The sequence below is a fragment of the Kitasatospora sp. NPDC059646 genome, from assembly GCF_042734615.1.
Taxonomy (GTDB): Bacteria; Actinomycetota; Actinomycetes; order Streptomycetales; family Streptomycetaceae; genus Kitasatospora.
Genome location: NZ_JBHWDS010000066.1, coordinates 1 through 14,166 on the forward strand (window position 1 = coordinate 1; position 14,166 = coordinate 14,166).

A 14,166-nucleotide genomic window follows, 5' to 3' on the forward strand; every position below is an offset into this window, starting at 1 on the left:
GGCGGGGGGGGGGGGGCCCCCCCCCCCGGCCGGATGCTGCGTCAGCGCACCCGGTAGGCGTCGGTGACGGTCTGGGTGACCTTGGCGCCGTCGGCGGAGGCCAGGGTGACCCGCAGGCTGACGTTCTTGCCGGACGCGCCGGTGTGGTCGACGGTGGCGACGCGGTCGGGGCCGACCGCGGCGTCCGTCCAGGTGGTTCCGCCGTCGTAGGAGTACGCCAGCTGAGCGGTCGTCAGCGGGCCGGGGGCGTAGCCGCTCTGGCCGGTGGCGGAGAGCGCGGTCCGCAGCGGGGCGGCGGCGACGGTGTTGTTGCCGTCCAGGTCGATCCGGTAGTCGGGGAACAGCAGGGGCAGCGACTGGGAGTACGCGGCCGGGTCGTTCGCCGAGCGGAAGCCGAACTCGGTGCGGACGGCGGTGGAGCGCTGCCAGAGGTCGCGGTGGTACAGCCGGGACTGGTCGAGCACCAGCGTGTAGTCCCGGGCCTCGGCGGGGAGCTGCCAGACGAAGGACGGGCCGAACCAGGAGCGGCCCAGCGAGGCGCCGCCGCTGAACAGTTCGACGCCGGCGGCGTCGCCGAAGTAGGACTGGCTGCCGGTGTGGTCGGGGTTGCCGTCGGCCCACAGGGTGCGGGTGAAGTCGACGCCGATCAGGTCGTCCTGGCGTTCGCCGACCAGCAGGGCGGAGCCGTCGTCGCCGTGCCCGGCGGTGGGCCGCAGCACGCCCCGGTACCACTCCTCGGTGCGCTGCTGTCCGGCCCGGTAGCGGCGCGGCAGGTCCTGCATGAACTCGGTGAACGGCCAGCTGCTCTGCCCGTCGTGCAGCCAGGTGGTGTCGTCCGCGGTGTAGTAGGCGGTGCGGCTGGAGGGGGTGGCGACCAGGCCCTGGGCGACGTTGGTGGCCGCGTACGGGTTCCACGGGCGTTCGATGCTGGTGTAGTCGCTCATCCGCACGGGCACGCCGACGGAGTGCCAGTTCTCGGTGACGGCGGCCAGGTCGCGGTCGCGGACCGTGTGGCGCTGTTGGCCGCCGATCGAACCGGCCTGGTGGAAGGCCAGGTTGTAGACGTAGGGGCTGTCGGCGGCGGAGGTCCAGTCGAGGGTGACGGGGCCCTTGGCGAGGGCGGTGCGCAGCGCGGCGGCCTGGTCGGCGGTGACCGGCAGCACGGGGGCGTCCAGGCTGACGTCGCTCTTGCCGAACACGCCGGGGCTCTGACGGTAGGTCAGCACGCCGATCGCGCCCGCGTTCGCGGCGTTGGTGGAGACGGTGCGCTGCGAGGTGCCGTCGTCGGGGACGAGGACCAACTTGCCCCGGGCGTCGGCGGCGGCCAGGTCGGCCGGGTCGGCGCTGGCGGCGGCGGTGAGCAGCGCGCTTCCACTGGCGGGGAGTTGGGCCTCGGCGGCGTACTGGGCGTAGTGCGGCCGGAGGGTGAGGCCGGCGCCCTTGAGGACCACCTCGGGTGCGGCCATCCGCAGGTAGCTGCCGAACTCGAAACCACCCGTGCGGGCCTTTCCGGAGCCCCAGGCGGAGAGTTCGACGGGCAGCACGGAGGTGCGCACCCCGGTGGAGTCGACCCACTTGTCGCCCCACCAGCGGCCGAGTTCGAGGACGGCGCTGCGGACCTGCAGGTCGCGGTCGGCCTGGACCTCGATCCGGCTCGCCTTGCGGGCGTCCAGGGTGAGGACGGTGTCCTCGCTGAGCTGGATCTCGGGCATGGCGAGCGCGGTGACGCCGGTCGGGGCGGCCTCGCCGGTGGTGTCGCGCCGGTCGGGGGTGACCACGTAGCCGCTGAGCGAGTACGTGCCGGGGCGCAGCCGGTAGACGATCTCGCCGTTGGCGTCGGGGGCCCGGCGGCTGCCGGTGGCCTGGCCGAGGTCGACCATGGTGATGCTGGTGCCGGCGTCGGACGCGGCGGGCCGGCCGTCGCGGTCGATCAGCTTGACCCGGACGGCGAGGGTCTCGGGTTCCAGGTAGGCGTTGAACGGGGTGGAGACGGTGGCGCCGCCGTCGGTGGTGGCGAGCACCCGGCCGGTGACGTCCCCGTACTGACCGCCCGTCAGGTGCGCGGTCGGGTCGAGGGTGAGCGGCACCTGCGCGGTGGCGCCGGGCGCGACGGTGACCTTGTCGGCGCCGAGCCGGACGACCTTCGAGGTGATCGCGGACTCGTCGTCGCCGTCGGTGCGCTGCACGGCCAGCTTGAGCGTGACGGGCCGGTCGGAGGTGTTGGTGTACGGGAGTTGGACGGTGCGGGAGTCGGATTTCCGCTGCGGCCAGGCGAAGTCTCCGAAGCCGACGGCGGGTGCGCCGAGCACGCGCTGGCCGGCGGCGACGTCGACGCGCAGCCGGCCGGCGCCGGTCTGCTGGACGTCGCCGGGGACGGTGGCGAGCGCGGAGGACACCAGGGCGGCCTTGATCTGCGCGGCGCTCCACCCGGGGTGGGCCTGCTTGACCAGGGCGGCGCTGCCGGCCACCAGCGGGGTGGCCATCGAGGTGCCGGACATCGTGGTGTAGGCGTGGACGCCGCGGCCGCCCGCGGCGGCGCCCTTGACGTCGACGCCGGGCGCGGCGATCTCCGGCTTGAGGGTGTGGCTGCCGGTGACGGAGCCGTGCGAGGAGAAGTCCGCGGTGCGGTCCTTGTCGTCGACGGCGCCGACGGTGAGCACGGCGGGCGCGCAGCCGGGCGAGCTGACGGACTGGTAGCGGCCGAGGTTGCCGGCGGCGACCACGAACAGCGCCTTGGAGCTCTCGGCGATGTGCTGGGCGGCGACGGACATCGGGTCGGTGCAGTCGGTGGGTTCGGCGCTGCCCAGGGACATCGACACCACGTCGGCACCGGAGTCGGCGGCCCACTGCATGCCGGCGATGATCTGCGAGTCGGTGCCGGAGCCGCTGTCGTCGAGGACCTTGCCGATCAGCAGCCGGGCCCGGTCGGCGACGCCGCGTTCGGCGCCGCCGGAGGCCTTGCCGGTGCCGGCGATCTCGGAGGCGACGAAGGTGCCGTGGCCGACGGCGTCGTGCACGTCCTCGTCAGGGGCGTTCGGGTCGGCGCCGGTGAAGTTGCGGCGGGCCTCGACCTGTCCGGCCAGGTCGGGGTGCTGGTCGTCGACGCCGGTGTCGAGGACGGCGACCTTGACGCCCTGTCCGCCGAGTCCGGCGGCCCACGCGGCGGGGGCGCCGATCTGCCGGTTCTCGGCGTCGTTGGCGGTGCGGACCTTGCGGTCCAGCCACAGCTTGGTCAGCCCGTCGCGGCCCTTGCCGTCCGGGCCGACCAGCTGGTTCCAGGTGCGGGCGGCGGCGTCCTTGGCGGGGGTGAACGCGACGCCGTCGACGGCCTTGAGCTGCTTGGTGCCGGCGGCCCGGGCGCGGGACTGCGGGCTGGCGTCGGCGGCCTGCGCGTCGCGGTAGGTGGCGATGAGCGGAATCGTCTTCGCGCTCTGGTCGTCGTAGCCCTGGCGCAGCAGCGAACTGACGTTGAACAGGCCGCGGTCGACGGTTCCGGCGGCGAGCGCGGCGGAGGCGTGCTGCGGGACGACGTACTGGTCGCCGTTCTCCTGCTGGGTGAACGTCAGCGGGACGTTGCCGTGCTCGTCGGGCAGCACGGTGACGGCGGTGCGGCCGTCGGTGCCGGTGCTGATCCGCACCCGGTCGCCGGTGACCAGGGTGACGGTGCGCGGGGCCGCGCTCTGACGCCCCGTCAGCGGGGTTCCGGGGGTGCCGGGCTGAGCCGCGATTGCCTGTCCGGTCGTGGTGAGCATGCCGGTGGCGAGGATGCCCGCCGCCACCAGTGCCATCGCGCCGCGTATGCGCGCCGGCCGTGTCATGAACGCCTCCAGGTGTCGGGTTATGGCCGGTGAGCCTGGCAGAGAACGGGGCCGACCGGTCATGATGTGGCCTGGCGGATCACCGCCCGGCGGCAAACCGCCACCGGCCCTCCGGGGCCGGCGGCGAGGTCCGGGCGGCGGCCTGAGTACGGCGAACGGAGCGCGGATGCTGGCGGCGATAGGTCTGGACGAGCACGCCGAGCGGGTCTACACCCACCTGGTGGCCCACGGCCCGGCGACCCGCGCCGAACTGGCCGCCCGCTGCGGCCCGGTGCCGATCGGCTCGCTCGAACTCCTCCAGGCCTGCGGCCTGGTCGCCCCCGACACGGCCCGCCGCTTCACCGCCGCTCCCCCCGCGGTCGCCCTGGAGGCGCTGCTCACCGGGCAGCGGCACGCCCTGCGCGAGGCCGAGTTGACGGCCTCCACGCTGACCGAGGTCTACCGTTCGGCGACCACCCGCGAGGGCCAGGCCCACCGCGACCTGATCGAGGTGGTGTCCGGGCGGGCCGCGATCAGCCACCGCGTCGCGCAGTTGCAGGCCGGCGCGGAGAACGAGCTGCTGGCGCTGGTGACGGGCCGTCAGCAGGTGGTGGCCGCCGACGAGACCGGGGCGGAGTCGGCGGCCGTGGCGCGCGGCGTCTCCTACCGGGTGGTGCTGGAGCGCCGCGCGCTGGACGAGCCGGGCGCGGCCCGGCCGCTGTTCGAGGCGCTGGACCGTCAGCAGCAGGTCCGGGTGGTCGAACAGGTCCCCACCAAGCTGATCGTGGCGGACCGTTCGCTCGCCCTGGTCCCGCTCACCGCCTCCGCCGCGGACCCGGTCGCCCTGGTGGTCCGCGCGCCCGCACTGGTGAACGTCCTCACCGTGCTGTTCGAGCAGACCTGGGAGTGGGCCCACCCCCTGGGCCGCACCGGCACCGGCCTCGCGGTCGGCCCCGTCCCCGCCGGCGACCCCGACGAGACGGACCGCCGCATCCTCGCCCTGCTGCTCTCCGGCGCCACCGACCCGGCCGTCGCCAAGCAGCTCAACCTCGGCCTGCGCACCGTCCAGCGCCGGATCAGCCGCCTGATGTCGCTGGCCCGCGCCGACACCCGCATCCAACTCGGCTGGCAGGCCCACCGCCGCGGCTGGGTCGACTGACCGCCGGCTGGTGGACCCGGGCCTGCGGCGTGAGCTGCCGCCCGAGCCCGGCCGGCACGCTCGGGCGGGCGTGCAGGCCCCCGATCTGCGCCAGGACGTTCTCCTGGACGCAGACCTCCGCTGTTCGCGGGCTGTTCGGCGCAGTCGTCCTCGACCGGGCGGCGGCCGCCCCTGCCGCGTACTCGACCGCCGCCGGCTCCGCACCGTGCGAAGGGCCGTGGGCCGGGAGCGGGTCGGCCGCGTGGGCAGCACGAACAGGCTCTCGAACAGCTCGCGCCGCCGCCCGGAGTTCGCGCCGGCCACGTCCCGTCAGGGGCGCGCCTCGGCGAGCACCGCCGCCTGGGGGAAGCGTTCGCCCGGGCCGGGCCGGCGCACGCTCCGGGCCGTCTCGGACAGGCCGGCGGCGCGCATCAGGGCCGCCAGGGTGTCGACGGGCCAGCGGTGGGCGGTGGTGACCTTGTGGTCGAAGGGGACGGGCCGGTCGGTGTCGCCGAGGGCGGGATCGGCGGCGAAGAAGCCCACCAGCAGGCGTCCTCCCGGGGCCAGCACGCGACGCAACTCCGCGAGGGCGTGCGGCACTTCGGCGGGCGGCAGGTGGATCAGCGAGTACCGGGCGAGCACCGCGCCGAGGCTCGCGTCGGCGAACGGCAGGCGCAGCAGGCTGCCGCGCAGGAAGGTCTCGGCGGGCCGGGCGCGCCGGGCCCGGTCGAGCATCCCGGCGGACAGGTCGAGGCCGACCGCCCGCACCCCGAGACCGCTCAACAGCGCCGTCCCCTCCCCCGGCCCGCACCCGAGATCGCCCACGGGCAGCCCGCGCCCCGCCACGGCCGGGGCCGCGACCAGCTCCCCGATCAGCGCCAACTCGTCCTCACGCCCGGCGAGTTCCCCCGCGAACATGGCCGCATACAGCTCCGCCACCGCGTCGTACGCCCGCCCGACCCCGGCCTGCCCGTCCGCCATCCCCCGCGCCTCCCACTCGTCGAGAGCGCCGAGCCTAGGCTCCGCCCGCAGAGGCGATCAAGCGATCGGGGAGTCATGCCAGCCGTGCTCCGTCGTCACCGACGGCCGCCCGTGTTCGGCCGGACGGCCTCCCGCGTGCGCAGCACCGTCGAGCGCCGGGACCCGCCGGGCCGGACCCCTGCGGGCGACGCCTAGGATCGGAGCATGAACAGGAGCACGTCGGCACCCGGACGCCCCACCCCGAGGGCGACGCCTCGGACCCGGTGGCAGGAGGCGGGCAGCAGCGGAAGCTTCGGCAAGAGGTTCGCCGAGCTCGTCGCGTCCGGCGAGGACATCGACGGTGAGGCCCGGCTCGCCGACGCGCTCCTGGCACGCGGCGCCCGGGTGCTCGACGCCGGTGCCGGCATGGGCCGGGTCACTGCGGCGCTGCTGCGGCGCGGGCACGACGTGGTCGCGATCGAGCCCGACGAGGCGCTGGTCCGGCAGGCCCGGGAGACCTACCCCGGCCTGCCGATCGACGAGCGCGACATCCTCGACCTCGGCCCCGACGACGGCCCGTTCGACCTGGTCGTCTGCGTGGGCAACGTCATGCTCTACCTGGCCGAGGGCACCGAACGCGACGCCCTGCGCGCGATGCGGGCCGTCCTCGGCGGCAACGGCCGGATCCTGGTCGGCTTCCACCTCCAGGACCGGCCGCCGCACGCCCGGGCCTACACCGCGGCCGAGTTCGAGGCGGACCTCACCGCCGCCGGCCTCCGCGTCGACCTGCGGGCGGGCACCTACCAGCTCCACCCCGCGACCGAGTCCTACGGCGTCTGGGTGCTGAGCCGCGCCCAGGGGCCGCCCGGCGGGCGGGGCAGGTGAGCCTGCCACCGCCCGCGAAGCCGTCCGGGGGCGGGAAAACCCGTTGCGGGCGGCGCGGGCCGGGTGCCTAGAATCCGCTCGTGGCCGTCGTAGCGATCTCTCGCCGATTTACCGGCCCCCCGGCTCCCGATGGGTGCCGCAGGGGTCGGGTTTCGCCGTGCCGGTAGTGCAGTTCGGCTGAGCGGCTCGGTCCCGGTCGGCGGGTCGTGCCCAGGGGCCGGGGGGTGTGGTGTCGACACCCTTCCCGCCGAGGCCCGGAGGCCCAGCCATGTCCGTTCGCGTTCCCCTTCCTGCCCCCGTTCCGCTCTCCGCCGACCAGCTCGCCCGCGATCTCGCGGTGCGCGATCTGAGCGACCCGACCGAGGGCCCGCACGCCCTGCAACTGCTGGTCGACCGCGCCGCCGGGGCGCTCTCCCGGCACTGGTCCTGCCCGGTCCGGCTGCATCGCGGCGAGCGGATCGTCACCGTCGCCGACAACTACGACCACCTCAACTACCGTGCCGACGACGTCACTCGGGACGCCCGCTACACCCGCTACGTGGACGGCGGCCGGATGCTGCGCAGCCACTCCTCCGCGCTCGTGCCGGGCGCGCTGCGCACCCTCGCCGCCGACCCCGACGCCCCCGGCTCCGTCCTGCTGGTCTGCCCGGGTCTGGTCTACCGCCGCGACAGCATCGACCGCCTGCACACCGGCACCCCGCACCAGCTCGACCTGTGGTACCTGACCCGCCGTCGGCCGGGCGCCGGGCCGGCCGACCTGACGGAGATGGTCGCCGTGCTGTCCGGGGCGCTGCTGCCCGGCGCGGAGCACCGCACCGAGGACCGGGTCCACCCGTACACCCTGGCGGGCCGTCAACTGGACGTGCGGGCCGGCGCCGAGTGGGTGGAGGTCGCCGAGTGCGGGCTCGCGCACCCGGGGGTGCTGAGGGCGGCGGGGCTCGGACCGGAGTGGAGCGGGCTGGCGCTCGGCATGGGGCTGGACCGGGTGCTGATGCTGCTCAAGGGCATCCCGGACATCCGGATCCTGCGCTCCGCCGACCCGGCGGTGGCCGGACAGTTGACCGACCTGGCCCCGTACCGGCCGGTCTCCGCGCTGCCCGCGGTCCGCCGCGACCTGTCGATCGCCGTCGACCGCGCCGACCTCGCGGAGGACCTCGGCGACCGGGTCCGCGACGCGCTCGGCGCGGACGCGGACTGCGTGGAGAGCGTCGAGGTGCTCTCCTCCACCCCGTGCCGCGACCTGCCGCCGCAGGCGCTGGCCCGGCTCGGCGCCCGCCCCGACCAGCACAACCTGCTGGTCAAGGTGGTGCTGCGGCACCTGCACCGCACCCTCACCGACGCGGACGCCAACGAGCTGCGCGACCGGGTCCACGCGTCCCTCCACCAGGGCGCCGTCCACCAGTGGGCGTCGTCGGGCCGCTGATCAGCACCGCAGGACCGGCCGCCGGTCAGGGCCGCAGGACCGGGCCGCCGATCAGGGCCGCAGCGCCGCCGCGACCAGGCCCTCCAGCGCGTCGCGCCGCAGGGCCTCCTGCTCGCGCACCAGCGCGTCCAGCACCAGCCCGTCGAACCCGGCCAGCAGGGTGAGCGCGCGGCCCTCGACGTCCCCGACCCGGTGTGCGGCGAGCAGGTGGCGGACGGCGTCCCGGCCGGTGTTCTCACGGGGCGTCAGGATGTCGCGCAGCTCCGGGTCTCGGACGCTCTCGAGTACGCAGGCGTACCGGGCGAGCGAGCGGCGGCGGCCCTCGCCGGTGAGCCGGCCGTGCGCCAGCAGGGCGAGGCCGTCGACGAGTTCGGCCGCGGTGCGCGGCGGGGCGACCCGTGCGGCCGTGGACTCCAGTTCGTGCTGGTCGAGTTCGACCAGGCGCCGGACCAGGGCGGTGAGCAGCGCGGCGCGGGTGCGGCAGTAGGCGGAGGTGGTGCCCTCGGGGAGGGCGGCGGCGCGGTCCACGGCGCGGTGGGTGAGGCCGCGGATGCCCTGGTCGGCGAGGACGCCGAGGGCGGCGTCGGCGAGCACGGTGCGTCGGTCGGTGGCCATGGCACCATCCAACACCCCGCTGCGCGCGGCGCCGTTCGGTCCGCTACCGTCGCTTCTACATCTGTAGAAGAACTGGGGGTTCGGCGGTGCGCGGTACTGCGGTGGTGGTCGGTGGCGGGATCGGCGGTCTGGCGGCCGCGCTCGGACTGCGGCGGGTCGGCTGGGAGGTGACGGTGCTGGAGCGCTCCGAGGCTCCGGACGACGCGGGCGCGGCGATCTCGCTGGCCGCGAACGGGCTGCGGGCGCTGGACGAACTCGGGGTGGGCGCGGCCGTCCGGGCCGCTTCGCGCGGGCAGTACCGGGGCGGCACCCGCACCCCGGACGGGCGCTGGCTGGCCAGGATGGACGGGGCCGCGCTGGAGCGGGCGGTGGGCAGCCCGATCGTCGGCATCACCCGCGCCGAGCTGCACCGGCTGCTGCGCGCGGCGCTGCCGGCCGGGGCGCTGCTGATCGGCGTTCGGGCCCTGACGGTCGATCAGGACGGGCCCGGGCCGGTGCGGGTGGGCTGCGCGGACCGCACGCTGGACGCGGACCTGGTGGTCGCGGCGGACGGCGTCGGCAGTCGGCTGCGCGGCCTGCTGCTGCCCGGGCACCCGGGGCCGGTCGCCACCGGCGCCGCCGTGCTGCGCGCGATCACCGAGCGACCGCTCCCGCTGGACGGCGAGTTCGAGCTGACCTGGGGCGGCGGCGCGGAGTTCGGCCACATCGTGCTGCCGGACGGCCGGGCCGAGTGGCACGCCGTGCTGCCGCTGCCGCCCGGCACCCGGTTCGCCGACCCGCTGGCCGAGCTGCGGTCCAGGTTCGGCGGCTGGCACGCGCCGATCCCCGCCCTGCTGGCGGCCACCGGGCCGTCCGCCGTGCTCCACCACGACCTGCGCGAACTGCGCACCCCGCTGCCGACGTTCGCGGTCGGCCGGGTGGCGCTGCTCGGCGATGCGGCGCACGCGATGACGCCGAACCTGGGGCAGGGCGCGTGCCAGGCGCTGGAGGACGCGGTGACCCTGGCGGCCGCCGTCGCGGACGCGCCGGACCTGCCGTCCGCGCTCTCCCGGTACGACGCGGTGCGCCGTCCGCGCGCCCAGGCGGTCGCCCGGGCGGCCCGGCAGGCGGGCCGGCTGGGGCACGGGTTGTCGAACCCGCTCGCGGTGGCCGCCCGCAACGCCGCGATGCGGCTGGCCCCGGCGGGGCCGCAGCTGCGGGCGATCCTGCGCCACCACGCCTGGGAGCCGCCCCGTCCCGGTGGATCGGCGCCGCGCCCCGCATAGCCGGGCGCCCGGTCGGGAACGCAGCAGATGACCGCACCGGCGCGGCGGCCCGGCCGCCGCACGGCCCGAGGAGGAACGCCGTGGCCCCGCAGAAGTCCCCGTCCGGCAAGCCGACCGGCATGGGCGGCGCGCCCCCGCCGCCGCCCGGCCCGGCCAATCCGCCGCCGCCGCACGCCGAGTGACGGGCTACCGGGGCGGGCGGGGGTAGCGGGCGACGCGCTCGCGCAGGGCGGCCCGGGTCCGCGGCCACTCGCTGTCGATGACCGAGAAGACCGCGGTGTCCCGCAGGCCGCCGTCCTCGCCGGGCACCCAGGAGCGGCCGGACTTGCGCAGCACGCCCTCGAACCGGGCCCCGAGGGCGGCGATCGCGGCGCGCGAACGGGCGTTGCGGGCGTCGGTCTTGAGGTCGACCCGGGCCACGCCCCACTGCTCGAACGCGTGCTGGAACAGCAGCAGCTTCGCCTCGGCGTTGACGCCCGTCCCCTGCGCCGAGGCGGCCAGCCAGGTGAACCCGACCTCCACGGCGAACAGTTCGTCGGTGTCCGGCAGCGTCCGCGGCTCCCAGTACGCCGTCACCCCGACGGCCCGGCCGGTGGACCGCGCGATCTGCGCGTACGGCGCGAGCCGCCCCTCGGCGGCCCGCCGGTGCTGCGCCTCGATGTACCCGGCGACCTCGCCGGCCCGCGGCACCCAGGTGAACCCGTAGCTGTCCCGGGCCTCCTCGACGGCCTGCGCCAACTCCCCGGCGTGCCGCTGCTCCAGCGGCTCCAGTCGGACCAACTCGCCTTCCAGCACCGGTCCCTGAAGTCGGTACGCCATGCACTCCACCCCTTCGTCCGCCCGTCGTGGCGATCGCCAGCGAACCGTCCGGGCCGATCGGCCGTCAACCGAATTCGGCCGGGGGGGGGTGCGGCGGCGGGCCCGTCCCCGTCCCGGGCGGGCCCGCCGGGTTCCGGTGGGGTCAGGCGTCGGGGGCGAGTTGGGCGAGGGCGTCGAGGAGGGCGGTCTCGGCGGCGGCCTTGTCGAGGCCGAGGGAGGTGAGGACGCCGGAGCCGGCCTCGTGTTCGAGCAGGGCGAGCAGCAGGTGTTCGGTGCCGACGTAGTTGTGGCCCAGGCGGAGGGCCTCGCGCATGGTGAGTTCGAGGGCCTTCTTCGCGCCGGCGTCGTAGGGGACGAGTTCCGGGACGTCCTCGACGGCGGGCGGGAGGGCGGCGAGCGCCGCCTCGCGGACGGCGTCCAGGGTGACGCCCTGCGTGGTCAGGTAGGCGGCGCCGAGGCCCTCGGGCTCGGTGAGCAGGCCGAGCAGCAGGTGCTCGGTGCGCACCTCGGGGTTGTGGGCGGCCTTGGCGGCCTGGTGCGCGGCCATCACGACGTTGCGGGCGCGCGGGGTGAAGCGGTTGAAGCCCTGGGCGGTGTCGATCCCGGTGACCTCGCCGGGGTCCTTCGGGACGAAGCGCTTCTGCGCGGCCTGCCGGGTGACGCCCATGCTGCGGCCGATGTCGGTCCAGGACGCGCCGGAGCGGCGGGCCTGGTCGACGAAGTGTCCGATCAGGTGGTCGGCGATGTCGCCGAGGTGGTCGGCGACCAGGACGGCGCTGGACAGCTGGTCGAGCGCTCCGGTGTGGGACTTCTTGATGCCCTCGATCAGGTCGTCGAGCCGGATGGAGGGGTTCGCTCCCGTGGTGTCAGCCATGAGGCAACCTTAGGTTGACACTTCCGAGGGTGTCAACCTTTGGTTGACACCTGTCGGTCCGCCCTGGTTCCGGCCACTCGCTACTCGCCGGTAGGCACTGTTTCGGCCGAGTTCACCCACCCGTCCTCCGGTGTCTTGTCCCCGTCACTCCGCCCCGAGTTGACTGCACAACATCCACCGGCACCATCCACCCTCTCCCTGTTCCGGAGCCACGATGCCCGTGTCCCGCGCCGCCCGCCTCGCCGCCGTGATCGCCGCCGCAGGAACCCTGCTGACGACCCCTCAGGCCGTCACCGCCGCGCACGCCGAGAGCGCCCCGCTCACCGTCGCCCCGCTGGACGTGCTCAGCTACAACACCTTCCTGATGAGCACCAACCTGTACCCGAACTGGGGCCAGGCGTACCGGGCGCAGGCCATCGCGGGCGCCGACTTCTTCCAGGGCCACGACGTGGTCGTCCTGCAGGAGGCGTTCGACAACGCGAGCTCCGACGCGCTGGTCTCCAGGGCCTCGGCCGCGTACCCGTACCACACGCCGGTGGTCGGCCGCTCCACCGGCGGCTGGGACGCCACCTCCGGCAGCTACAGCAGTGCCACCCCCGAGGACGGCGGGGTGCTGCTGCTCAGCAAGTGGCCGATCCTGCGCAAGGAGCAGTACGTCTTCAAGGACGCCTGCGGCTCCGACTGGTGGTCCAACAAGGGCTTCGTGTACGCGCAGCTCGACGTGAACGGGCAGCGCACCCACGTGGTCGGCACCCACCTGCAGTCCACCGACTCGGGGTGCTCCAGCGGCCAGGCGGCCGATATCCGGGGCCGTCAGCTGCGCGCGATGAAGGCCTTCCTGGACGCCAAGCAGATCCCGGCGAGCGAGCCGGTCGTGCTGGCCGGCGACCTGAACATCGACTCGCACGGCAGCGAGTACCCGGCGCTGCTGGCCAACGGCAACCTGGCCCCGGCCACCACCCGCGACGGCTGGGCGAACTCCTTCGACACGGTCGACAACTCGATCGCCGCCTATCGCTACCCGGGCGAGCCCAAGGAGGACCTCGACTACGTCCTCTACCGGGCCGACCACGCCCGGCCGCAGCAGTACACCAACACGGTGCACCGCTTCCACAGCGCGCCGTGGACGGTCAGCAGCTGGGGCACCTCGTACACCTACACCGACCTGTCGGACCACTACCCGCTGATCGCCGGCTGACCGGAGGCGGGCCGGAGCCGGTCCGCCGTCAGCACGCGGACGGGCGCCGCCCGGAGGGAGCTCCGGACGGCGCCCGGGTCGGCGCCGGTCAGGCGGTCACTTGCGGGGCTGGGCGAAGCGGACCATGTTGCCCGCCGGGTCGCGGAAGGCGCAGTCCCGCACCCCGTACGGCTGGTCCATCGGCTCCTGGAGCACGTCCGCACCGGAGGCCCGGATCTGCTCGAAGGTGGCGTCGCAGTCGGCGGTGCGGAAGTTGACGGCGCGCAGCAGGCCCTTGGCGAGCAGTTCGGCGGCGGCCTGCCGGTCGGCGTCGGTGGCGCCCGGGTCGGCGACCGGCGGCTCCAGCACGACCTCCACCTCGGGCTGGGTCGGCGAGCCGAGGGTCACCCAGCGCATCCCCTCGAAGCCGACGTCGTTGCGCACCTCCAGTCCGAGCGCGTCCCGGTAGAAGCCGAGCGCGGCCTCGTGGTCGTCGACGGCGATGAAGCACTGCGAAAGCTTGATGTCCATGCCTCCGACGCTACTGATCGGCGCCCGCTTCCGCTTCTCCGTTCCTGATCGGCCGCGCGGCGGAGCTGTCGGGCCGGCCCGTGCCGGTGCCGCGGATCGGGCGGGTCAGGTACATCGCCACACAGGCGGTGATGTGCTCGGCGGCGCTGTGGTCGCGGGCCCGGTAGGCGCTGGGGCTCTCGCCGACCAGCTCGGTGAAGCGGGTGCTGAACGAGCCGAGCGAGGTACAGCCGACGGCCATGCAGACCTCGGTGACGGACAGGTCGCCGCGCCGCAGCAGCGTCTTCGCCCGCTCGATCCGACGGGTCATCAGGTAGCTGTACGGCGTCTCGCCGTACGCGGCGCGGAAGCTGCGCTGGAAGTGGCCCACCGACATCAGCGCGACCTTCGCCAGCGCGGCGACGTCCAGCGGTTCGGCGTAGTCGCGGTCCATGGTGTCGCGGGCCCTGCGGAGCCGCTTCAGGTCGTCGATCTGCACGCCGCCCAGGGTAGTGCCGCCCGCCGTCGGCCCGGCCGTGCTCGGGGCGGCGGTGCTCGGCCCGGCCGTGCTCGGGTCGGCGGTGCTCGGGTCGGCGGCCGGGGGCGCGGGCGCCGATTCACTCGACACACGGGTGCGTCGCAGCGTCGGTCGCGGTTTTCCCGCTGCTAGGTTCGAGGTCACGCGGGGAGTCCGGTGGAGTGG

The 14,166-nt window shown here is 75.2% G+C and carries 12 protein-coding genes; 5 read left to right on the forward strand and 7 right to left on the reverse strand.

What is annotated here, in order from left to right; all coding sequences use genetic code 11:
• Nucleotides 1–41: 41 nt before the first annotated feature.
• Complete coding sequence (locus tag ACFV1L_RS32150) at nucleotides 42–3,818, reverse strand: S8 family serine peptidase (protein WP_380372723.1); 3,777 nt, start codon at nucleotides 3,816–3,818, stop codon at nucleotides 42–44.
• Between the two features lie 166 nt (nucleotides 3,819–3,984).
• On the opposite strand from ACFV1L_RS32150, the gene ACFV1L_RS32155 reads away from it, so the two are divergent.
• Entirely contained in the window at nucleotides 3,985–4,956 is a 972-nt protein-coding gene (locus tag ACFV1L_RS32155) for a helix-turn-helix transcriptional regulator (protein WP_380372726.1), read from the forward strand.
• Nucleotides 4,957–5,265: 309 nt separating this feature from the next.
• Here ACFV1L_RS32155 and ACFV1L_RS32160 read toward each other — a convergent pair whose 3' ends face one another.
• A complete protein-coding gene (locus tag ACFV1L_RS32160; protein WP_380372728.1) occupies nucleotides 5,266–5,916 on the reverse strand; it encodes a class I SAM-dependent methyltransferase in 651 nt (216 codons plus the stop codon).
• A 204-nt stretch (nucleotides 5,917–6,120) separates the two neighbouring features.
• Here ACFV1L_RS32160 and ACFV1L_RS32165 point away from each other — a divergent pair, with 204 nt between their 5' ends.
• Both ACFV1L_RS32165 and ACFV1L_RS32170 read left to right on the forward strand, forming a co-directional pair.
• On the forward strand, nucleotides 6,121–6,780 hold the full coding sequence (locus tag ACFV1L_RS32165; RefSeq protein ID WP_380372731.1) for a class I SAM-dependent methyltransferase: 660 nt from the start codon (nucleotides 6,121–6,123) through the stop codon (nucleotides 6,778–6,780).
• A 268-nt stretch (nucleotides 6,781–7,048) separates the two neighbouring features.
• Complete coding sequence (locus ACFV1L_RS32170) at nucleotides 7,049–8,203, forward strand: hypothetical protein (RefSeq protein WP_380372733.1); 1,155 nt, start codon at nucleotides 7,049–7,051, stop codon at nucleotides 8,201–8,203.
• Nucleotides 8,204–8,254: 51 nt separating this feature from the next.
• Here the strand turns inward: ACFV1L_RS32170 and ACFV1L_RS32175 are convergent, their stop codons facing one another.
• Nucleotides 8,255–8,818 (reverse strand): TetR/AcrR family transcriptional regulator, encoded by a 564-nt coding sequence (locus tag ACFV1L_RS32175; protein WP_380372735.1) that lies wholly within the window; start codon nucleotides 8,816–8,818, stop codon nucleotides 8,255–8,257.
• An 86-nt stretch (nucleotides 8,819–8,904) separates the two neighbouring features.
• On the opposite strand from ACFV1L_RS32175, the gene ACFV1L_RS32180 reads away from it, so the two are divergent.
• A complete protein-coding gene (locus tag ACFV1L_RS32180; RefSeq protein ID WP_380372738.1) occupies nucleotides 8,905–10,083 on the forward strand; it encodes an FAD-dependent monooxygenase in 1,179 nt (392 codons plus the stop codon).
• A 186-nt stretch (nucleotides 10,084–10,269) separates the two neighbouring features.
• Here the strand turns inward: ACFV1L_RS32180 and ACFV1L_RS32185 are convergent, their stop codons facing one another.
• Both ACFV1L_RS32185 and ACFV1L_RS32190 read right to left on the reverse strand, forming a co-directional pair.
• Complete coding sequence (locus tag ACFV1L_RS32185) at nucleotides 10,270–10,902, reverse strand: GNAT family N-acetyltransferase (RefSeq protein WP_380372740.1); 633 nt, start codon at nucleotides 10,900–10,902, stop codon at nucleotides 10,270–10,272.
• Between the two features lie 142 nt (nucleotides 10,903–11,044).
• Nucleotides 11,045–11,776 (reverse strand): Clp protease N-terminal domain-containing protein, encoded by a 732-nt coding sequence (locus tag ACFV1L_RS32190; RefSeq protein ID WP_380372742.1) that lies wholly within the window; start codon nucleotides 11,774–11,776, stop codon nucleotides 11,045–11,047.
• Nucleotides 11,777–11,990: 214 nt separating this feature from the next.
• Between ACFV1L_RS32190 and sph the strand changes: the two genes are divergently transcribed.
• Complete coding sequence (sph, locus tag ACFV1L_RS32195) at nucleotides 11,991–12,974, forward strand: sphingomyelin phosphodiesterase (RefSeq protein WP_380372745.1); 984 nt, start codon at nucleotides 11,991–11,993, stop codon at nucleotides 12,972–12,974.
• Between the two features lie 96 nt (nucleotides 12,975–13,070).
• On the opposite strand, the gene ACFV1L_RS32200 is transcribed toward sph, so the two are convergent.
• Both ACFV1L_RS32200 and ACFV1L_RS32205 read right to left on the reverse strand, forming a co-directional pair.
• Nucleotides 13,071–13,484, reverse strand: coding sequence for a VOC family protein (locus ACFV1L_RS32200; protein ID WP_035859126.1), 414 nt, complete (start codon nucleotides 13,482–13,484; stop codon nucleotides 13,071–13,073).
• Between the two features lie 10 nt (nucleotides 13,485–13,494).
• A complete protein-coding gene (locus tag ACFV1L_RS32205) occupies nucleotides 13,495–13,917 on the reverse strand; it encodes a helix-turn-helix transcriptional regulator (protein ID WP_380372801.1) in 423 nt (140 codons plus the stop codon).
• Between the last annotated feature and the right edge of the window lie 249 nt (nucleotides 13,918–14,166).